We start from the raw sequence: 21,081 nt of genomic DNA, 5'->3' as shown, positions 1-21,081 counted from the left end.
TATCTACAAAATGGGCAGGGGGCTCTTGCCCCCTTGCTCATCCCTTAATCCTCCTCAAAAAGCGGAATCTGTTCGTTTAACGGAACCGGATAATACTCAGGTTAGACCGATCCGTAACATAAGTTCCCGTACCGGCGCTTAGGTTATAAGTAGCATCGAGAGTCATGGTATTGTCAGTGGCGCCGGTCTGAAGAAAACCATTTCCTTCTAGAGAGAAATACACGGTAGCTCCGGTCCCGCCATTTTTTTGTCCGGTAACCGTTATAGGCTGGACATTACCGTTCAATCTAACTATAATTTCAGAACTGGTTACATTGTTTGTTTCAGCAGAGAGCTCAATAGTTATGGTAAACGAAACATAATATAAGCTGTTTGGGAGCACCGTGATATTGCTTGGGGGCGTTCCAAGTTCAATTCCGCTGCCATTAATAAAAATTTCTTGAAATACAATAGGTGTTAAGGTCGAAGCGACTGCAGCCGTTGCGGGCTCAAACATCGCATTGTTAGTTACAATAATAGGCCCGGTGACGCCGGTAGCTCCCGTAACGCCGGTAGCTCCGGTGAGTCCAGTGGCCCCTGTCAAACCAGTAGCGCCAGTGAGCCCGGTCTCCCCAGTGATGCCAGCAGCCCCGGTGACGCCAGTGGCTCCGGTGAGTCCGGTAGCCCCCGTCCCCCCGGTCTCCCCAGTGAGTCCGGTAGCCCCTGTCAAACCAGTAGCGCCAGTGAGCCCGGTCTCCCCAGTGACGCCAGTAGCCCCGGTGACGCCAGTGGCTCCGGTGAGTCCGGTAGCCCCCGTCACCCCGCTCTCCCCAGTGACGCCGGTAGCCCCAGTGACGCCGGTAGCCCCGGTGTCACCGGTCGCTCCAGTGAGTCCGGTAGCGCCGGTGACGCCCGTGGCTCCGGTAACGCCGGTAGCCCCGGTAACGCCGGTAGCCCCGGTAACGCCGGTAGCTCCTGTCAATCCAGTAGCCCCGGTGACGCCAGTAGCCCCCGTCACACCAGTAGCCCCCGTCCCCCCGGTAGCTCCGGTCTCACTGGTGGCTCCGGTGACGCCGGTGGCCCCAGTCTCACCGGTGGTTCCGGTTGGCCCGCGAGCACCGATTTCTTGCCAATCTGACCAGCTCTGGCCACTGTCTGGACTACTGCGGTAATATAATGCTAGGTTGGAAATATACAACTGCTGGATATAAGGCCCTACCTGGGAGACGTAAATCGTCCATGACGGAGGATGGTCAACTCCTAGTGGACCATTTTCCGGGTCTCCTCCATTTGGATTTCCCGAGCTATACACCCCAGCATTGATTAATATGTCCAAATTTCGGGTGGGTGGTTCATCATTACTGATCGGAAAGACACCAGCCTCTGTACTCAACACAACATCGCCCGTCAATCCATTGACGCTGTTTACTGCACCGGCAGCGCCGGTTACCCCCGTGGCTCCTGTGGGTCCGACTAATGATGGAATATCGGAAGCGGAGGTGAGTTTTGAATCCAACATCATTTCGGTGCGGAATACGGAATCGAGCATCGATTGAGCACTGCTGTTTATCTGAAGAACCTCACCCAACGTAGCAGGTGTGCTCCCCGGAAGTGTGCCCAAGGCAAATTGGATGTTTTCCCCTTGGGCATTTATAACATGCGCTAAGCCCAACTCTTCCATTGCGATGGAAGAAAATAATAGGTTAAGCACATCATCTCGAGATAAAGTGATCGTTGGCGTGATATTGGGCAGATTAGGCTGTGACAATATAACCCCTCCTTTTATATAAGATACATCACTCTATTCAGGTGTATTAGTTACAGTGTTAGGCATATCATTCATTTAAGTAGACTTTATGGATTTAATAATTGGTGTAATAGAATTCGCCTGAAGCCCGTTTTCACCTGCATTATGCCTCGCACAGTTGCTCCATACGTCATGGAAATGGACGGTGGGGCATTTTTTTGTGTGCAGTCAGCAGGAATAAACTGGAGTGTTATCGAATATTAGCGATTATCAACAAAATTCGACTTTCAACTACATACATACGCGGGGGTTTGCGCAATGAAAACATGGAAAAAGACAGTATTCTTGATCGTTACCTTCGGACTGATCTTTCTGCTCCCGTTACTAGGAAGTCTGGCGAAATGGAAGGGGATGCCCCCGGGTTACGGGGATTTCCCGGCCCAGAAGGTCGAAGCTGACCCCGGGTTCAGCCTGCTGTATTTCTCGCTCGCCTGCGTTGTGGCCCTGATCATCACACTGGTCCTGGTATTCCCCGGATGGTTCGGCTTCAAGAAGACGGAGGAGGCACCCCGGAAATCGGGGGCGGCCACCCCTTTCCCTATCTGGTTCTGGTGGAGCCTGCCGGTGCTTGCGCTTAGCTGGTTCCTGATGTGGGCCCGGGTGAAGCTGTTTGTCTCGCTGGAGCATTACACGTTTGTTCCCCTCTGGTGGTCCTTTATTCTGATCCTGGACGGTTTGGTCTACCGGAGAAATCACGGAGCTTCGATCATCTCGCGCAAGCCCCATGTGATGCAGCTGCTGGCGGTGGTGTCCTGCTTCAGCTGGTTTGCTTTTGAATACCTGAATTTCTTCGTCCTGGAGAATTGGTATTACCCCAATAATGAAGTGTTCTCTAACTTCGGCAATGTGTTCTGGTTCTCCTTATCCTATACAACGGTTCTTCCGGCCATCTTCGAATGGTACTTACTCCTCAAGACCTTCCGTCTGTTCCGCAACCGTTATAGCCATGGGCCTAGGCTGAAGGTGTCACGCATGTGGCTGATCGTCTATTATATTCTCGGGCTGATCCTGGCCTTCGGCATGGGCTATTATCCGTATCTGCTGTTCTGGGTGCTGTGGGTTGCGCTGGTTCCGATGCTGTCCGCAGCGATGGCGCTTGCCGGTTACTGGACCCCCTTCACCCCGGTGAAGAACGGAGACTGGTCCAAGGTCATTCTGGTGGGGCTGGCTACGGTGTTCAACGGCTTCTTCTGGGAGTTCTGGAACTTTGGCAGTGAGTGGTTCCATGACGACGTTCCTACCAATCCGAATTACTGGAAATACTCGGTGCCTTATCTGGACAAATTTCATATTTTCTCCGAGATGCCGGTTCTGGGCTATTTCGGTTATCTGTTCTTTGGGCTGAATTGCTGGATTATCTGGCTGATCGCTGCCTATGTATTTAAATTCGATGCCGATATTGAAGTTACGGGAGAACAAGGCTAAAGGTGGAGTACAATGATTGCTAATGACCATTATCAGGTCCTGGAGACCATTTCAGATAATCCTATAAAAGCCGTGTACCGGTGCACGGAGGCTTCCTCCGCAGAAACGGTCATTCTCAAGGTGTTAAAATCGGAGTTTGCCGGCACCGAAGCCGTAATGCGCTTCAAACAGGAATATAAGCTGCTTACAGAGCTCAGCACCAGCACAGAAGGGGTTATCCGTCCCCTGAGGCTCGAAGAGCAGAACGGTCTGTACGTCATGGTTCTTGAGGATATCGCCGGACGTTCGCTCAAGCGGATTCTGGCGGAAGAGCAGCCGGGGGAGGAGGCTTTGCTGAAGCTGGCGGTCAAGGTTGTGGATATTCTGGGCTCCATACATGAGCAGAACGTGATCCATAAGGATATCAAGCCGTCGAATATCATCTGGAACCGGGAGCGGGAAATTGTCCAGGTGATTGATTTCGATCTTGCAGTGAAGCTGTCCAAGGAGAGGCGTGATTTCCAGAACAGCGGCGTGCTGGAGGGCAGTCTGCTTTACATCTCACCGGAACAGACCGGCCGGATGAACCGGAATATAGATTACCGGAGTGACTACTATTCACTAGGTGTGGTCCTGTACGAGATGATGACCGGCATCATGCCGTATCCATCGTCCGAGATGATGGAGCAGATCTATTCCATTATTGCAAAGGAAGCCGTCTCCCCTTACCATGCAACCGGAGGCAGGGTTAGCAGCGGCTTGTCGGCGGTCATTATGAAGCTGATGGAGAAGTCGTCGGAGGACCGGTACCGCAGCGCGCACGGCATCAAGGCCGATCTGAAGAAATGCCTGGCCGGGCAGGAGGATTTCGTGATTGGAACGGAGGATCTCCTGAACACCTTCCGCATTCCGCAAAAAGTAGTCGGCAGACAGCAGGAGCTGTCCACCCTGGAGACGGCCTTCCGCAGCAGTGTCAACGGGAATTCACAGGTCATGCTGGTCTCCGGTGATGCAGGTGCAGGCAAAACGGCACTGGTTCATGAGCTGCACCGGACAATCAGCCGGGAGAAGGGGCTGTTCGCGGAAGGGAAGTTCGACCAGTACAATAAGAATATTCCTTACAGTGCGCTCATCCAGGCCTTTCGCAGGCTGGTCAGCCAGCTGCTGGAGAGTCCGGATGAGGATTACAAGAGTGAGGTCAGCCGCTCGCTGACCCGGCTGCTTGACGGCAACGGCGGTGTGATTACGGGATTAATCCCTGAGCTTGCTGTCTGGACCGGGACCCAGCCTGAGCCGGAACCGCTGAGTCCGGCCGAGGAGATGAACCGGTTCTTCCTGACCTTTGCCAAGTTCGTGCAGGCCATGACGCATCCGGACCGGCCGCTCGTCCTCTTCCTGGATGATGTCCAGTGGGCGGATTACTCCAGCCTGCAGCTGGTGGAGAAGCTGGTGCTGGATAACCATCTGCAGCGGATGTTTGTGATTTGCTCCTTCCGGCAGAATGAGATCCACGAAGGTCATCCGCTGTTCTCCGCGATGGTTAAGATCGGCAAAAATCGTGAAGTTGGACGTATTCACCTTCAGCCGCTGCAAGAGACGGATGTGCAAAGCCTTGTGGCTGACACGCTGTACAGCAGCATGGAACGGGTCGAAGGGATAACCGGACATTTATACAAGCGGTCGAAGGGGAATTCCTTTTTCCTGACGGAAATGCTGAAGGATCTTCACCGGCGCGGGATTATCTTTTTCGACAAGCAGAACGGGGAATGGAGCTGGAGCCTGGAGCAGCTGGAGGCACTGCCGGTCCATGACAGTGTGGTGGATTTCCTGGTAGGACAGCTGCAGCATCTGCCGGGGGAGGTCCGTCATATCCTGATGCTTAGCTCGGCGGCCGGCAGCGTATTCGACTACGGGATGCTGACACTAATCGGCGAGGAAGCGCCGGAGGTGATTGCCGCCGCGATTACCCGGGCGGTTCAGGAAGAGTATATTGTCCCTGCCGACCATAAGTACGCCATATTCTCCGCTACGCTGGCCGAATCTGGCTGCGAGGCTGCGCAGATTGGCATCCGGCTGAAATTTGCCCATGACCGGATTCAGCAGGCCTTCTACCAGCTGCTTGATCCTGAACGGGGGAAGAGGCTTCATCTTAGTATCGGCCGGCTGTTGCTGCGGAATCTTGGAGAGGAGGAAATCGCGGACAAGCTGGTCGATATTGCAACCCATATTAATAAAGGGCTGGAATTAATCACTGACAGCTCGGAGGCGCGTGAGATCGTCGCTCTGAATCTGCGGGCAGCCTACAAGGCCAAAGCAGGATACGGGTATGATTCGGCCTTCCTACTGCTTGAAGCGGCAATGGAGTTGCTCCCGGAGCAGATCTGGAGTACAGACCCGGGGCAGGCGGCGGAGATCTACAGGCTGTATGCGGAATGCAGCTATCTCACCCATCACATCGATCAGGGGGATCAGGCTTGCCGTCTGCTGCTGGAGCAAACTACGGAGCGGATGGCTATTGCGGAAATCTATGAGATGCAGACCAATCATTATATGTACCTTGGCATGATGCCCGAGTCGATTGCTTCGGGGAGACGGGGACTGAAGGCGCTCGGAATTAAGATTCCGGCCAAGGTTGGAATGCCCGCCGTCCTTAAGGAGCTGCTGGTCGTTAAGGCCGCGCTGCGGGCGAGAACGCCGGAGACGATTTTTGCACTGCCGGAGATGCAGGACCCGGAGATGAAACTGGTGATGCGGCTGCTGGTTAACTTTATACCGCCGGCGTTTATCTCGGGGGAGACCTCGCTGTTCGGGCTGGTGGTGCTGAAGAAGGTGGGGCTAACGCTGAAATACGGTAACTCGCCGGAGTCGGCGCTTGCTTTTATCGGCTATGCCATGCTGTTGTCCGGCTTCGGCGATACCCGGGGGGCCTTCGCTTATGGACGTCTCGGGATCAGAATTAATGACAAATTCAATGATCTGCAGTGGAAAGGCGCGGCGCATGTCCTGTATACGCTGTTCAGCCACGCCTGGACCGAGCCTTGGGATACGTTGCAGGACTGGTTCGGCACCTCAATTGAAGCCAGTCTGCGGACAGGCGATCTGCTCTATCTGGCCCATTCCGCCTTCTATGTGAATCTCTGGAATCCGTCGATGGACATCCCGGCTTTGCTTCAGGAAAGTGCGCGTACGATCTCTATGATTGAGAACACGAAGTACAGGGAGTCGCTTGCCACAGCGCAGCTGGCCCGCCAGTATTACCTCAGTCTTGCCGGAGAGCTGCCGGACCGCACCTCATTCAACAATGAAATCTTCAGCGAAGAGGTCTATCTGCACGAATTGCAGGAAGCGAGGTATTACTCAGGGATTGCGATTTATTATATCTACAAAATGAAGCTGCTGTTTCTCTACGAGAAGCATGATGAAGCGCTGGAGTATATCGAGCGGGCCTATCCGATTATCGGGACGCTGGCCGGTTCGGCTTTTATGGAGGAATTCGCGCTCTACACCTTCTTGAATCTGGCTTATGCTTACAAGGATTTGGGTGTGAACGGCAAGCGGAAGGCCAGGTCCAAAATGCGCAAGGAGCTTGGCCGGGTACGCAAATGGGCCAGCAATGCACCGGGAACCTTCCGCCAGCATGAATATCTGATGAGGGCCGAATGGGCCCGGATCTCCGGGAACAGCACGCGCGCAGGCTATTATTATGATCTGGCCATTGAGGCCAGCGAGCAGGGAAGCTTCGTCCGCTATAAGGCAATCTGCAACGAGCTGGCGGCCCGGTACTATATGGACAAGGGCTTCAACGAGTTCGCCGCCTATCTGCTGAGACAATCCGAATACTATTATTCGGTCTGGGGCGCCAAGGAGAAGATCGCGTTCATCAAGGATCGATACCCTGCTCTTGACCAGAAAATCAGCAACAAGGAGTTCATGCACGGCAGGACGGTGACCGATTATACTGAGAGCATTGATCTGAATTCCATCATTCTGGCTTCACAGGCCATCTCCAAAGAAATTGAGCTGAACCACCTGCTGGAAGCGCTGATGGAGATCGTGATCAAGAACGCCGGAGCGCAGCGGGGCTGTATCCTGATGACCTCCAAGGCCAATCTTCTGGTCGAAGGGGAATATAAAGCGGACACGGACCGGATCTCTGTGGCCATTCATGAGTCTCATCAGCTGGACAATCTGCCTGCTGCGATCATCAGACAGGTGGAGGAGAGCCGGGAGAGCCTGATCTACAATGATGCCTATTCCGAGACTCCATTCGTGAATGATCCTTATATTGTGAGGCAGCAGCCGAAATCGATGGTCTGCATGCCGCTGATTAACCAGAATAAGACGATTGCCATCATCTATCTGGAGAATAATCTGGTCACCGGTGTATTCACCGAGGAACGGATGAAGATTATCAATCTGCTGTCCAGAGAGATGGTCTTCTCGCTTGAGAATGCCAGTCTGTATACTGAGCTTGAGCGCTCTGAGGAGAAGTACCGCCAACTGGTCAACAACCTGCAGGACGGGGTGTTCGTGGTCCAGGATATGCGGTGTGTCTATGTTAATGAGGCGCTGGAGCAGATGCTGGGCTATCAGCCGGGCGAGATGCTGGAGCAGCCCTTCGGGAATTTCATTACGCCGCCGGAACGGGAGAAGGTGATGCATTATTATGCCAGACGAGTCGAGGGCAAGCAGGCACCGGAAGAGTACGAGACAAGGATTTTGCATAAGGATAAGTCCCTTGAGATCATCGCCATTCACAAGGTCGTCAGAATCATGTATCAGGATAAGCCGGCGATTCAGGGAACGATCAAGGATATCACCGAGCGCAAGAAGGCGGAGGAGGAGCTGCGGCGCCACAAGGAGCATCTGGAGGAACTGGTGGCCGAGCGGACGAAGGAGCTGGAATTCAACAACGGGGAGCTGAGCAAGTATATCGGTCTAATTGAACGGATATCCATCACCGATGAATTAACCGGGCTGTACAACCGCAGATACTTCAATAAGCTGTTCCTGGATGAGGTGGACAAGGCTGCTGCAGGCAAAAGGTATTTAACCTACCTGATGCTGGATATTGATTATTTCAAAAAATTCAATGATACCTACGGACATTATGAAGGCGATACGGTACTGCGCAGAATCGGCGGGGTACTGAAGGAGCTGGCTGAACAGGCGGATGGAACCGCGTTCCGGCTGGGTGGTGAAGAATTCGGGATTGTGGCCGCCGGACTTACCCCTCCAGAGTCCCGTGTGTTCGCTGAATTAATCAGACGAAGCATTGCGGAGCTGGGGATTCAGCATGACCAAAGTCCGGAATACGGAAGAATTACCGTCTCTATCGGCGTAGCCGCCGTACTTGTTGACGGTCTGCGCGAGGAGGATATCTACAAGCTGGGTGACGATGCACTGTATCAGTCAAAGGCGGAAGGGCGCAACTGTGTTACACTGTTCGAGCGATAAGATTCAAGCGATAAGAGATGTACATAAATAAATATCATTAGGGAGCTGTTGAAGCAATGAATACCGAACACGAATCCGAACAGGAATCAGGACAAGAATCAGAAATGGATCAGCTGCGGAAGGCGCTTGAAATATCCTTGCCCCTGGTGCAGCGGCTGTTCCCGCTGGATGTAATGTTTGCTTTGGCAGACCGGGACAAGTTCATTTATTATCTGCAAGGGAAGGAATTGAAAGCCAAGATTGAATTGGGTTCTCCAGTACCGCCCAGCGGGGGAATCCGGTCTGCTCTGGAGAGCGGGGAGGAAGTCAGTGCTACGATTCCAAGAGAGATCTACGGCATTCCTTTTAAATCGTCATCCATGCCTATCCGGGACCGGAACGGGGTGGTGACAGGCGTGTTCACGATCGGAATCAGCCTCAGCAATCAGGTAACACTCAGCGATGCAGCGAATGCGCTGGCGGTGACCTCTGACGAGATCAGCTCGACATCGGTAGAGATTGCAGGCACGGCCTCGGATCTGGCGAATACTGTAGGGGATCTGAAGGAGCTGGGCCAGAAGGTGGTAGAGGATCTGCAGCAGACCGACGAGATTCTGGATTTCATCCGCAAGGTGGCGGAGAATTCCAACCTGCTGGGGCTCAATGCAGCGATTGAAGCAGCGCATGCCGCTGAGCATGGACGGGGCTTCGGCATCGTGGCTCAGGAGATCCGCAAAATGTCGGTATCCAGCGCTTCATCGGCGAAGGATATTGCCGGCATTCTGCAGATGATCAAGCAGAAGATTAACCAGATGGATGCCGTGCTTACGGATTGTCTGGCACAAAGCGAACGTCAGGCCGCAGCCACAGAGGAGATTACCGCCTCCATGCAGCAGCTCGCTGCTTCCGCCGTGGAGATTGAGAGTATCGCTCGCCTGATCTAATCCGCACCGGTCTCTAGTGTCAAAGAGCTCCTCCCCTGCATATAGTATCTGGACGAATGCCCAGTGTTACTTAAGGCTACAATCCAGTCTGAGGAGGAACTAACCATGCTAGATCCAGTATTGCAGGCACCGGACCTGAAGCTTGCCGCCGATTCTAATCAGGTGCTTAATTATAAGCGGGATGCGAACAATTATATTACGCAGCTTTTTGGCGAACAGCTGCCGGCGATACGTAACGGGTTCTTCAATGCCCATATGAGCAAGGGCTTCATCGTCCAGCCGCACTGGCACACGAACGTGACGGAGATGATCTTCGTGATTAGCGGAGAGCTGATTGCTTCGGTATTCGATCCGTTCACCCAAAAGCTGATGACCTATCATCTGAAGGCCGGACAAATTGCTGTCTTCCCGAAGGGATGGTTTCACTGGATTCTGGCCGAGAGCGAACAAGCCCATTTCCTGGCGATCTTTGATGCGCCGACACCGGATATTGTGTATGGGTCAGACTTCCTGCGGGCCGTTCCCGCAGAGGTCATCCAGCGCGCCTATTGCATTAATGAAGAGGAATACGCCAAGGCCGTGGCCCCGCTGAAGGAATCGATTATTCTTGGACCGCCTCCGGGCTGCGCCGTAGCAGGGTCTGCCGGGGGAACCAACATGGACCCGTCCGCCAAAAGCATGCCCGCCTACGCTGCCCAGCAGCCGGCGGCGGCATTCTATCCTTATCAGATGTATCCGCGCCGTTAAGCGGCGGCTACGCTATACTAATGAACAGAAAAAGCAGGCCAGGGAGGAATTCCTTGGTCTGCTTTTCTATGGAATGCAGGGTGTGCGTGGTTTATTTCGCTTCTTCCAGCTTGTGGTTAAGGTCCTTATATTGACTCAGCAGTGCGGACAGTGCCTGCTTAATTGCTGCTGCATCTGTGGCTTGTGCAGCTTCTGCCAGTGCAGCTTGTGCTTTGAATAAGCCATCGATGTACGCCGCATGTAAGGTTACCACATTGGCAAGCTTGCCGGATTCCAGAGAGTCAGGCACCGTTAGTGTGAGGTTTGCAGCTGCTGAGGCGGACGGAACTGCCTTAACACTGCCCCCAGTTGTCCCGTATTCCGGCACAGTGGCAAGCGGAAGCGTTTCTGCGTCCGTCAATGTTCCAGGCGTGGCTAATTGCACATCCATAATACCGGTTTTTTCTGTCCATGGAGCGGCAGACATTGGCTTGGCGAGAACCACATTAAGCGCCTTCGTGCTTGTTAATGCATGGTAGCGGCTGAGCGTATCCCGCCAATCCTGGGAAGTTTCCGGGGCATAGCTGTTCACCAGCGCCAGAACCTGCGGTTCAAGCAAGGGGAGCAGCCTACTGCCATTTGTGGATGCAGCGGCTGTGCTTATGGTGGCAGTGGGTCCCTGTGCTGGGGGCGGCGCGATTCCCGTATCCGCGAAGACCGGGGTGGCGATACTGGACAGCAGCAGGGTGGATAGAGCCATTCTTTTCACGATTAGACGATTCATGTACGAACACTCCTTCAGGTGATTTGTCTTACAGCTCTCACTATAGCGGGGTTCTGTGGCAGGAGAGGGTCAGCAATGTGGAAAAACAATGGCAGCGCCCAATCCCGCTCACCCGCTTGCTATAATGGTGAAGAGACAAATCACGGAGGTTACCTGGATGAACAATCAAACGGTCATTGCCGTTGTGGACGATGACGAGAATATACGCAATCTGGTGGAAGCTTATTTACATAAAGAGAATTACCGGACGATTGGCCTTGGAAGTGCCGAGGAGGCGTGGGATTTATGGAGGAATGATCCTCCCGGCATGTGGGTGCTCGATATTATGCTTCCGGGAATGGACGGCTATGAGCTATGCAGGCGTATCCGTGATGAGGCGGAGGTGCCGATTATTATGATCTCAGCCAAGGATAATGAAGTGGATAAAATCCTGGGTCTGGAGCTGGGCAGCGACGATTATCTGGTCAAGCCCTTCAGTCCCCGTGAGCTGGTAGCCCGGATTAACCGCCAGCTGAAACGGTGGGAACGTCTTCACGAATCCAAGTCTGCGGCTGTTCTGCCTGCTGTGCATACAGGGATAGAGCTGGGCAGTCTGCTGCTGCATCCTGAGGAGAGAAGATCCTTCTGGCGGGGAGATGAAGTGGAGCTGACCAGCAAGGAATTCCTGATGCTGATGGTCTTTGCGGGAAGTCCGAACCGGGCCTTTACGCGCGAAGAGCTGCTGGGCCATGTCTGGGGGGAGGATTATTTCGGCAGCGACCGCGCTGTCGACCACCTGATCAAGCGCATCCGCAAAAAAATGGACGGCCTGCCGCTGGAATCGGTTTGGGGTCACGGCTACCGTATGAGAGAGGTGCAGGAATGAAGAGGATGGTGGAAAGGCTAAGCCTGCGGATGAAAAAGCTGAAGCTGGTGCATCAGATCAATGTTGCTTTTGGGCTGTCTCTGCTGCTGGTCCTGTCTATCACGGGAGTGATGATCCATTATGTGCTGATGGACCATTTCATTGGTAAGGAGCAAGAGGGATTAAGGACGCTTGGCGCTTCCCTGACCGCGAGTCTGCAGCGGGCTCCATTCACAGAAGGAGGGGCATTCACATTGGGAAAAAGCGATCCGCTTACAGCTCCATATCCTACGCTCTCCAGCGGAGTACAGGCCATCGTGAGCGACCAGCAGGGGAATGTGGTCTCGGGATATCTCCCGGCCCTGCCCGTGCAGGCCGGAGTAACGGTGGATGTCACAGCTATGGAGCAGGGGAGCCTGCAGAGCTTATGGGACGGCAATGATCCGCGTTATCTGGTGCAAGTCAACACGCTCCCCCAAGGCAAACTCACCTTGCTAACGCCTGTCAGCAGAATCAAGGTCATCGAGCAGTCGCTGCTGAAGCGGCTGATCCTTGTCTTTGCTGCGGGAGCGGCAGCGATGCTCCTGTTCAGCCTGTTCATTACGCGGAAGCTGATTGATCCGCTGATCAGCCTGCGTCAGGAGCTCCACAAAGTGAAAAGCCGCCGGTTTGCCGAGGTGAATCTGATCCGGGCGGGAGGTGAAATCGGTTCTGTCGCCAGGGCAGTATACGAGATGGCCGGTGAGCTGCACCGGTTCAACCGGGTGCAGAAGCAGTTTTTCCAGAATGCCTCGCATGAGCTGAAGTCTCCGCTGATGTCGATAGCCGGTTATGCGGAGGGCATTAGGGACGGGATATTTGAAGGAGAGGGCGTCCGTAAAGGACTGGATATTATTCTGAGTGAAAGCGGGCGTTTACGTGATCTGGTCAGCGAAATGACCCTTCTGGCGAAGCTGGACAGTGAAGAGGATATTTACCAGGCTGAGGATACGGATCTGGAGGAGCTGCTGAGCGAGGCGGTGGAGCGGGTCAATCCGCTACTGGCGGCAAGGAAGCTGTCGCTACATCCGATAGTCTCCGGGGACCATGGGGGGATGGTAAGAGCGGACCGGGATAAGCTGCTGCAAGCTCTGCTGAACGTATTATCCAATGCGGCCCGTTATGCCGAGAAGCGTATTGATGTAGAGGTGCATACAAGCAGGGGAAGGATTACATTAACGGTTGCTGACGATGGTCCGGGTATTGCGCAGGAGCTGCTGTCCAGTCTGTTTCACAGGTTCGTCAAAGGGAAAAATGGCGAATCCGGGCTGGGACTCGCCATCGCACGTGCTATTGTGGAACGCTGCGGCGGAGAGCTTAGTGCCCGGAACCGTCCGGAGGGCGGCGCAGTCTTCACCTTTGAGTTCACGCCATCTGCGTGCAGCGTTTAATACTCGTTGAACATTGCGGCTATTTCATCGTAGCCGGTGGTTTGCGTCAGAGCTAGGGAGAGCAGGATTCTGGCTTTTTGCGGGACCAGGCTGTTGCACGGAATGGAATTGGCGGACAAATCAATGTAGGAATCCTTGAGTGTAATTCCGCTGGAAATCCGCGAGCAGCGGACAACAGGGATATTATTATTCTTCAGCTCGCCGACTTTATCAATCCACGGTTTGCTGTAGATGCCTCCGCCTGCACCGGCAATCACAATCCCCTTGGAGATCGTGGCCAGATAATCCAGAATCCCGGGATTGGCATCCACATGGAAATAAGCTACGGATACTTCCGGCAGCTCCTGCATAACAGATACATCGAACTGGGTTGCGGTGGTATGCCGCTTCAAGGTGCGCGTATAGAAGAAGGCATGGCTGTCACGCATATATCCCAGGCAGCCGAAATCGCGCTCATCGAAGGCGTTGGCCTTGAAGGTGTTCACCTTTTGTACATCCCGCCCGCTATAGATGCCCTCAGCAAACACAACCATCACGCCTTGGCCGGAAGCCTCGGGATTCGCCGCCAGTGCTACGGACTGATACAGATTCAGGGGTCCATCGGCACTGATTGCGGTAGCCGGGCGCATAGATCCGGTAATGATTACCGGCTTGTCGGTCTTAATCACCAGGTTCAGGAAGTAAGACGTCTCATCGAGGGTGTCGGTGCCGTGGGTGATGACGAATCCGTGCACATCCTCCCGTAGGGCAAGCGTGTTAATGTACGTTGCCAGGGTAAGCCAGTGTTCGCTGGTAATATCGGCGCTGCACAGATTACTGACCTGTACCCCGGCGCAATTCGCCAGCCGTTCCAGGTGTGGTACACTATCCAGCAGATCCTGCACGGGCAGGGCGCCGGGCTCATAATTCAAGGTTTTATGAGCTTCGCCGCTGCCGGCAATGGTACCGCCGGTGGCGAGGATGACTACATTTTTGAGGCCGGGATTATAGTAAGGGGAAGCGGTGAAATTCACTTCGGGAATAGTATTCATCATAGGTTGTTTCCTTTCAGGTTGAGCCAGAATTCAGTCATTCGCATGACATTGAGAGTATTATAACATTCATTCCTCTATGGGTGACATACTAAGGTATAATAAGTGTGAAAATATAAATGGGAGGATCTGTATGTTCAGGGTAGAGGAAGTAGCGCAGGGAGTGTGGGCCGCGATTGTTATTCCGGGCCTGGGCGCGGTAGGCAATGCGTCAATCATCGATCTTGGGGATTCTACAGTCGTAGTGGATACCTTCAACCTGCCGGCAGCAGCCAGACTGCTGCGGGAAAAGGCAGAGAAGCTGACAGGGAAGCCGGTCAAATACATAATTAATACTCACTATCACGGGGATCACCATTACGGCAATCAGGAGTTTTCGGACAGTATCATTCTATCGACAGAGCTTACCCGTGAGGTGCTGAGAACGCATGCGCCACCCGCTTTGGAGGAATGGCAGGATGGTCTGCGGAAGCAGATCACAGGATTACAGGAGAAAAGAAATACTGCTACGGATTCCCGTCTACGGCAGGCGCTCATTAATGAAATATCGGACAAACAGGCGTTGCTGGAGGCTACGCCAACAATCCGGAGAGTGACAGCAGCGGTGACCTTCAAGGATAGTGTGGATATTCACGGATCAGCTCGTTCACTGCATCTGTTCACGTATGGCGGCGGTCATACCCTCAGCGATGCTATGGTGTACGTTGCAGATGTTCAGGTGCTGATCGCAGGGGATCTGGTCCTGAACAGGTTCCACCCGGCGATGCTCCATGGGTTCCCAGAAGCATGGACAACTATTATAGAGCAGATTGGCGGGGAAATTGATTTCACACGGCTGATTCCAGGACATGGAGATGTTGCCGGACGGGAGAGTATCCCTGACATGCTGCGCTACCTCAAAGAGATTCAGGAGTACGCTGCAACGGCAGCCCGAAGCAGAGAAAGTGCAGAGCACTGGATAGCCAAGGGAATCCCTGAGCCTTTTGATACATGGGAGGGGTCTCATATCTTCGAGTGGAATTTCCGCTGGTTGTTCAATACCTATACTGATCCTAAGAAAAGAGGGAGATAAGCATGCTGAAGCTAGACAGCCGGGAGTACGCCCTTGCCTGGCCGCTGTTAAAGGAAGTGAAGATCAATACCCTGTTCGCTGAAGGAGTTCTGAGCGGGCAGACGACAGGCAGTGTGTATGTGGATTCTGTACATAACCCCCGTAGCTTCTATGTGGCTCATGAATACGGGATGTCGCTGGTCTATGGGGATTCGGGCAATGAGGAGTTTAACCGGAGTCTGTCTGATTATATTACGAACAAGGCGGGGCACCGGCATTCAGCGGAATGGCTGCAGGCTGATCCGGCAGGGGGCTGGGACCGGCTGATTGAAGCTATGCTTCCTAAGCATAATGCACGGCTTGATGCGGAGGATTCACGCAGAATGTACATACAGACCCGGGTGAATTTTACGTTCGATCCGGAGGTCTACTATCGTGCGAAGGCGCAATGTTTCCGGCGGGATGCTGAGATTGTGCAGATGGACGGCGAAGGATTCGGCGAGCAGACGGGTGCGGTGATTCCCCGGTATTTCTGGCGTGACGCGGAGCACTTCCTGACTTCAGGCCGAGGATACACTTTATTGTGGGAGGGCAAGCAGGCCTCCAGCGCCTTCTCGGCTTACCGGACAACGGATCAGCTGGAGATTGGAATCGAATCGGCACCGGGTCACCGGGGAAAGTATTTTGCCTTCTCAGTGTGCTGCAAGCTAATCGATTACTGTCTGGAGCAGGGTTTGGAGCCTGTCTGGGGCTGCCGCCAAGAGAATGTGGGCTCGTACAGACTGGCGCAGAAGCTGGGCTTCAAGCCTGCATTGAACATCCCCTACTACCGTTTGTCCGAGCTTCCCGCTTAACAAAGAGCAGCAAATCTCCACATAGATGGGGGATTGCTGCTCATTTGCGTTACATGGGCGGTACAATAGGTGGATTTTCTACACTTGCTGATGAATGATTGGCGACTGCTAGGACAATAGTTGGAAAAACGGCACTTAATAAATCGCACTTACGCTTAGATGGGGGAAATAGACAAAATTAGATGCTGTTTTTCCACTTGTGTACCTGCAAATGCCGGGAATTGCTGAATTAAGATACGTTTTTCCACTAGTTTGTTGAAGGGAAGGCGGGGGCACCTGCGAATTGTATGGCGTGCGCACTATCGGCTCAACTTCCGTTAGCCTAGCTTCTCAGCCACTCAACGCCCCAGCACTCCATGCCCCGCCAACTCACAGCCCTGCAACCTAGCGCCCCCGCCAGCACATGCCCCAGCACTCAGCCGTCATATCCGGCGGGCATCCACAAAGCAGTGCAGGTGCAGCGGTGACAACACCTTCAGCCCTTCCCCCAGCTCGAAGCCCCTGCCTTCGGCCAGCTGGCGGCCTTGCTCGCCGAAATAGAACCGGTACATGGCCAGCTGCTCTTCATTGAACTGGCTGCGGTGCAGGGCCATGGCCGCGAACTTGCGCTCGAAGTGATCCGTGATGTCGATGACCGTATTAGGCTCAGCGGTGAAGTAGAAGCCGATAGCCTTCGGTTGCCATGGCCGTGTAAGGGTGCCTCTCGGATACAGGGGCAGCCCGGAGGACAGCACAGCCTGGGCTGCGGCCCTGCCGGTAACGATATGGTCATAATGCGCCTCATAGCTCAGCCAAGGATCAGGACACAGTATCAAGTCCGGCTGAACCGTCCGGATGATCTCGGCGATCTCTCCCGCGAGGGCTGGGATATGCTCCAGTGTACCGTCGCCATGGTCCAGTTGGTGGAACACGGTGGCCCCCAGCGATCTTCCGGCCGCTTCGAGTTCGCTTGCGCGGATGGCGGCGATCCCGGCGGAAGACAACTGCTCGTCCACCGCGCCCAGATCTCCGTTCGTGACGGTTAGATAATGAATCTCGCAGCCCCGTTCCGCGAATGAGGCAATGGTTCCGCCGATGCCTACTTCATTGTCGTCCGGGTGCGGCTGTATGCACAAGATCCTCCGGCATCCGCTAAGATCCGGAGGGGACATCAACGCTGCTAGTGTGGATATATCCATAATCCAAATACCTCCCTATTAATCTGTGATGAGGGTACAGTTAGCCCCTCTGTAGGTTGGGTGAGGAGAAATCACTCAACCGGGCCTGCTCCTTACGGACCGGAGAGCCGTTATTTACAAGAAAATAACCTATTGGGTTGCCTTGCGGACTGAGGCGGTCTTATTCGCTCCATAATCAATGCTACGGCGCAGAAAATCCGGCAATAAAGGCCATAGGGTCCGTAACTTGCTCCAATCGTGGCTTTTGCCAGAAGTAAGTGCAACTGAGTCCGTTACGCTTAGCCGCCCCCCTGACCATGAACGATTCAATCAGGGAAAAACAAAAGGGAGCGGGAGCCGGAAGGGCAAGTTAGAGAACATGAGCATGGGACCCCACTACAATGACCGACTGTGATTCAGATCGCTCAGGATCTGCACCCGCTGCTTCTCCGTTATATTATAGAAGAGAATCGGCAGAATAGCGGCCAGGAAGCACAGTGCAGGCAGCAGAAACATCACGAAGCTAAGGCCGTGCTGGAGCTGCGGAGTCGCCGGCTGATTCTCCACATAGCTTAGTAGGCCGAGACTGGCTCCGATAATCATCCGCGATACCGCTCCGCTGAACTTGGTAATGAAAGTGTTCGTTGAGAACACAATGCCCTCGCCCCGGAAGCCCAGCTTCCATTCCGAATAATCTATCGTATCGAGCAGCATCGAGGTACTGACAATTGTCGTCATGCCCGAGAAAAAGAAGCTGACCCCAAAGAACACCAGGGTGTTCAATACGTTATGGTCACCCAGCAGATAAGGCAGGATGCAGGCTACGCTCCCAAGAATGCAGGAGATAATGAATACCTTCTTCTTGGCAAAGCGGCGCAGCAGCGGCGGCGTAGCGATCATCCCCAGCAGCATACCGGCCACCAGACTGATCCCGACCTGCGTGGCATACCCCGCGTCCCCCCAGACATAGACCACATAATAGAGCTGAATGCTCTGCCGGATACCGTTGACCAGGTTGATAATCAAGAGAGAGGCGAGCAGGGTGAGCAGCGGCTTGTTTTTGTACACCGTTTGCAGGTTCTGGCGGAAGGATATCTTCTCAACGGAAGGGACGACCCGTTCCTTGGTGAGCATCCCTGTCAGGAAAATCGACAGCGCCGCGATGACCCCGATAATGATTGCCGCGTAGAGGTAAGCCTGTGTATTCCGTTCACCGCCGAAGGCGAGCAGAAGCTGGATACCGCCGATGGTGATAACGACCGCGCCGAGCGTCCCGCCGATTTTGCCCAGTGTGACGAATAAGGTGCGTTCCCCCGGATCAGTGGAGACTACGGACGACAAGGCCCAGAGCGGCGTGTCACAGACCGTGTACAGCATTCCCCATAGCAGGTAAGAGACGGTAGCGATTACAAGAGTCACAGTCCGGGAACCGCCGAAGTCCCAGAAGCAGAGGACGGTCGCCAGCGCGATCAGACAAGGGGCGAACAGCAGGTAAGGCCTGAATTTTCCCCATCTGGAGCGTGTTTTGTCGGTAATCATGCCCATCAGCGGATCAAGACAAGCATCGATAATACTTGCTGCGACCAGAATGACACTGGCAGTGGTTGCCGGAATTCCCAGCAGATCCGTATAGAAGAACAGGATGTACATCGACATGAAGCTGTAGAGCATATTCTGGCCCAGCAGACCGCCTGAGAACACCAGTTTTTCGGCCATAGGTACTTTTGCTGACATGACAAGCCTCTTTTCGCGGGGGATAAAATGGGATTGAATCGTTTGCTAATTATGTCTATTTATAACTTATTTCTATGTTCTGTCAAGCGGATTCTGCATCAAACTACGGAATAGTGAACATTTCAATTGATGAAGGGGAGGATTGCACTGAGTTTAATGAAAAAAATATGAAAAACACAAATTAGAATATAATTTTTTTGATATAAAATGTCGAAATATAGCTAATGATGTCCCGCCGGCTGATGGGGGAGTGTTAGGATACCGCCGACAAGATGGACACGATGTTTTAACCACAGGGGGAAGCACTATGAAATGGTTCGGGAATTTGAAAACAGCTACAAAGATCATCTCCGCTTTTTTGATCGTCTCTTTAATCCTGGCAGGACTTGGAGTCTATTCGGTCTTATCCCTGCGCACCAGCAATCAGAATATGAAGGAAATGTACAGCAATAACCTGATCTCAGTCAGAGATTTGTCTGCCGCCGAGATCAGCTATCAGCTTAACCGGGTCTATACACGGGATATGAGCAATACAACAGATACAGATAAAATTACCGATTATAAGCAAAAGATTGCCACAGGCCGTCAGGAAATTGTCCAAAAGGTGGATAACTACCGTCCGCTGGCGACCACTGCCCGTGAAAAGGAGCTGCTGGCCTCGTTTGACCAGGAGTATGCAAGCTATGAGAAGCTGTTCGATCAGGCGCTGGTTCTGGCGGAGCAAGATGATGCGGCTGCTTTCAATACATTTCTAACTACACAGTTGACCGTCCAGGGGCAGAATGTACTGAACAATCTGGATGGTCTGATCAAAGTGAATGTGGAGCTGGCAGATGAGGCGAACAACCATTCACAATCCGCTTATTCCTCGGCGTTCATCCTTACAATCTCGGTAGTCATTGCGGCGGTCATCCTCAGTATTATGATCGGCTACCTGATCGCAAGATCGATCTCCAGACCCCTGATGCAGATGCTGCATGTGGCTACTGAAGTGGCTAATGGCAATCTGACGCAGCAAGCGGATATATCTACTAAGGATGAAGTCGGACAGCTTGCCACGGCTCTTAACCGGATGGTTCATAACCTGAAGGAATTAATCAACGGGATTGTGTTGAATTCACAGAGCGTTGCCGCCTCTTCCGAACAGATCTCAGCGAGCACTCAGGAGATTGCCAGCACCAGCACCAACCAGTCGGCGGCAGCGACCAATATCACTGAGCTGTTCAAGGAGCTGTCGCTGGCGATTGATTCTGTGGCCTCCAGTGCCGAGGAAGCGGCAGAGCTCTCCAATGATACCGTGCGGACCGCCCGGGAAGGCGGATATGTGGTGGAGACTTCCCTGCAAGGAATGCAGACGGTGAACCACCAGATGAAGCAGCTTGAAGACGATTCCAGCAAAATCGGGGATATCATCGAAGTGATCGACGATATCGCCGAGCAGACCAATCTCCTGGCCCTGAACGCAGCGATTGAAGCGGCGCGTGCCGGAGAACAGGGGCGCGGCTTCGCCGTGGTGGCGGACGAGGTCCGCAAGCTTGCCGAACGCAGCAGCGATGCTACGAAGGAGATTACGAAGATTATCAAGGTCATGCAGGAGAATACGAAGCAGAGTGTGAGGGCAGTTGCTGAGAGCGTAGAGCAGTCTTCGATGACCAGTCAGGCGTTCGAGCAAATCATTAAGATGGTCAACACCTCTTCACTCAAGGTCAACGAGATTGCTGCCGCCTGCGAAGAGGAGTCCGCCCAGGCTGCTGAAGTGATGGACTCGGTTCAGTCCATTGCGGCCTCCAGCGAGGAATCGGCAGCGGCTTCTGAAGAGACAGCGACAACCTGCCAGGCTTTGGCCCTGCTGTCTGAAGAGCTGGCCCAATCGGCAGCCGCATTCAAGACCCATTAATTC

General features: G+C 53.6%; 14 protein-coding genes. 9 read left to right on the top strand and 5 right to left on the bottom strand.

What is annotated here, in order from left to right:
- Window positions 1–76: 76 nt before the first annotated feature.
- Window positions 77–1,528 carry a collagen-like protein gene (locus tag NST26_RS20090; RefSeq protein WP_340951769.1) on the bottom strand — a complete coding sequence of 484 codons (1,452 nt, stop codon included), beginning with the start codon at window positions 1,526–1,528 and terminating at the stop codon, window positions 77–79.
- Window positions 1,529–2,044: 516 nt separating this feature from the next.
- On the opposite strand from NST26_RS20090, the gene NST26_RS20085 reads away from it, so the two are divergent.
- The 4 genes from NST26_RS20085 (at window position 2,045) to NST26_RS20070 (ending at window position 10,317) form a co-directional block, all read left to right on the top strand.
- A complete protein-coding gene (locus NST26_RS20085) occupies window positions 2,045–3,211 on the top strand; it encodes a small-conductance mechanosensitive channel (RefSeq protein ID WP_340951772.1) in 1,167 nt (388 codons plus the stop codon).
- A gap of 12 nt (window positions 3,212–3,223) precedes the next feature.
- On the top strand, window positions 3,224–8,647 hold the full coding sequence (locus NST26_RS20080) for a diguanylate cyclase (RefSeq protein WP_340979680.1): 5,424 nt from the start codon (window positions 3,224–3,226) through the stop codon (window positions 8,645–8,647).
- Window positions 8,648–8,703: 56 nt separating this feature from the next.
- The gene (locus NST26_RS20075; RefSeq protein WP_339310289.1) at window positions 8,704–9,570 is read left to right on the top strand and encodes a methyl-accepting chemotaxis protein; all 867 of its coding nucleotides are present in this window, start codon (window positions 8,704–8,706) and stop codon (window positions 9,568–9,570) included.
- A gap of 105 nt (window positions 9,571–9,675) precedes the next feature.
- Window positions 9,676–10,317, top strand: coding sequence for a cupin domain-containing protein (locus NST26_RS20070; RefSeq protein ID WP_209869768.1), 642 nt, complete (start codon window positions 9,676–9,678; stop codon window positions 10,315–10,317).
- A gap of 91 nt (window positions 10,318–10,408) precedes the next feature.
- Here the strand turns inward: NST26_RS20070 and NST26_RS20065 are convergent, their stop codons facing one another.
- A complete protein-coding gene (locus NST26_RS20065; RefSeq protein WP_339249218.1) occupies window positions 10,409–11,080 on the bottom strand; it encodes a hypothetical protein in 672 nt (223 codons plus the stop codon).
- 157 nt (window positions 11,081–11,237) lie between these two features.
- On the opposite strand from NST26_RS20065, the gene NST26_RS20060 reads away from it, so the two are divergent.
- Complete coding sequence (locus tag NST26_RS20060; protein WP_036733085.1) at window positions 11,238–11,945, top strand: response regulator transcription factor; 708 nt, start codon at window positions 11,238–11,240, stop codon at window positions 11,943–11,945.
- A complete protein-coding gene (locus tag NST26_RS20055) occupies window positions 11,942–13,354 on the top strand; it encodes a sensor histidine kinase (protein WP_340979679.1) in 1,413 nt (470 codons plus the stop codon). Before NST26_RS20060 ends, NST26_RS20055 begins: the two co-directional genes overlap by 4 nt.
- Here NST26_RS20055 and NST26_RS20050 read toward each other — a convergent pair.
- Window positions 13,351–14,388 carry an asparaginase gene (locus tag NST26_RS20050; protein WP_340951784.1) on the bottom strand — a complete coding sequence of 346 codons (1,038 nt, stop codon included), beginning with the start codon at window positions 14,386–14,388 and terminating at the stop codon, window positions 13,351–13,353. The two genes, NST26_RS20055 and NST26_RS20050, sit on opposite strands and share 4 nt — an antisense overlap.
- Before the next feature lie 130 nt (window positions 14,389–14,518).
- Between NST26_RS20050 and NST26_RS20045 the strand changes: the two genes are divergently transcribed.
- Window positions 14,519–15,457, top strand: a complete 939-nt coding sequence (locus tag NST26_RS20045; protein WP_340979678.1) for an MBL fold metallo-hydrolase — start codon at window positions 14,519–14,521, stop codon at window positions 15,455–15,457.
- A gap of 2 nt (window positions 15,458–15,459) precedes the next feature.
- A complete protein-coding gene (locus tag NST26_RS20040) occupies window positions 15,460–16,290 on the top strand; it encodes a GNAT family N-acetyltransferase (RefSeq protein WP_340979677.1) in 831 nt (276 codons plus the stop codon).
- A gap of 422 nt (window positions 16,291–16,712) precedes the next feature.
- Here NST26_RS20040 and NST26_RS20035 read toward each other — a convergent pair whose 3' ends face one another.
- Both NST26_RS20035 and NST26_RS20030 read right to left on the bottom strand, forming a co-directional pair.
- A complete protein-coding gene (locus tag NST26_RS20035) occupies window positions 16,713–17,468 on the bottom strand; it encodes a PIG-L deacetylase family protein (RefSeq protein WP_340979676.1) in 756 nt (251 codons plus the stop codon).
- Between the two features lie 375 nt (window positions 17,469–17,843).
- A complete protein-coding gene (locus tag NST26_RS20030; protein ID WP_340979674.1) occupies window positions 17,844–19,181 on the bottom strand; it encodes an MFS transporter in 1,338 nt (445 codons plus the stop codon).
- A 307-nt stretch (window positions 19,182–19,488) separates the two neighbouring features.
- Here NST26_RS20030 and NST26_RS20025 point away from each other — a divergent pair, with 307 nt between their 5' ends.
- Complete coding sequence (locus tag NST26_RS20025; protein ID WP_340979673.1) at window positions 19,489–21,078, top strand: methyl-accepting chemotaxis protein; 1,590 nt, start codon at window positions 19,489–19,491, stop codon at window positions 21,076–21,078.
- Window positions 21,079–21,081 lie beyond the last annotated feature (3 nt).

Origin of the sequence: Paenibacillus sp. FSL R7-0128, from assembly GCF_038002245.1 — a bacterium.
Classification (GTDB): Bacteria; Bacillota; Bacilli; order Paenibacillales; family Paenibacillaceae; genus Paenibacillus_AQ; species Paenibacillus_AQ silagei.
The sequence above is the reverse complement of the archived record's forward strand: the minus strand, read 5'-3'. Positions and strand labels throughout refer to the sequence as shown.

Coding starts and splice junctions, on each gene's coding strand:
- NST26_RS20090 (WP_340951769.1), bottom strand. CDS start 1,528: ATGCTCGATTCCGTATTCCGCACCGAAATGATGTTGGATTCAAAACTC.
- NST26_RS20085 (WP_340951772.1), top strand. CDS start 2,045: ATGAAAACATGGAAAAAGACAGTATTCTTGATCGTTACCTTCGGACTG.
- NST26_RS20080 (WP_340979680.1), top strand. CDS start 3,224: ATGATTGCTAATGACCATTATCAGGTCCTGGAGACCATTTCAGATAAT.
- NST26_RS20075 (WP_339310289.1), top strand. CDS start 8,704: ATGAATACCGAACACGAATCCGAACAGGAATCAGGACAAGAATCAGAA.
- NST26_RS20070 (WP_209869768.1), top strand. CDS start 9,676: ATGCTAGATCCAGTATTGCAGGCACCGGACCTGAAGCTTGCCGCCGAT.
- NST26_RS20065 (WP_339249218.1), bottom strand. CDS start 11,080: ATGAATCGTCTAATCGTGAAAAGAATGGCTCTATCCACCCTGCTGCTG.
- NST26_RS20060 (WP_036733085.1), top strand. CDS start 11,238: ATGAACAATCAAACGGTCATTGCCGTTGTGGACGATGACGAGAATATA.
- NST26_RS20055 (WP_340979679.1), top strand. CDS start 11,942: ATGAAGAGGATGGTGGAAAGGCTAAGCCTGCGGATGAAAAAGCTGAAG.
- NST26_RS20050 (WP_340951784.1), bottom strand. CDS start 14,388: ATGATGAATACTATTCCCGAAGTGAATTTCACCGCTTCCCCTTACTAT.
- NST26_RS20045 (WP_340979678.1), top strand. CDS start 14,519: ATGTTCAGGGTAGAGGAAGTAGCGCAGGGAGTGTGGGCCGCGATTGTT.
- NST26_RS20040 (WP_340979677.1), top strand. CDS start 15,460: ATGCTGAAGCTAGACAGCCGGGAGTACGCCCTTGCCTGGCCGCTGTTA.
- NST26_RS20035 (WP_340979676.1), bottom strand. CDS start 17,468: ATGGATATATCCACACTAGCAGCGTTGATGTCCCCTCCGGATCTTAGC.
- NST26_RS20030 (WP_340979674.1), bottom strand. CDS start 19,181: ATGTCAGCAAAAGTACCTATGGCCGAAAAACTGGTGTTCTCAGGCGGT.
- NST26_RS20025 (WP_340979673.1), top strand. CDS start 19,489: ATGAAATGGTTCGGGAATTTGAAAACAGCTACAAAGATCATCTCCGCT.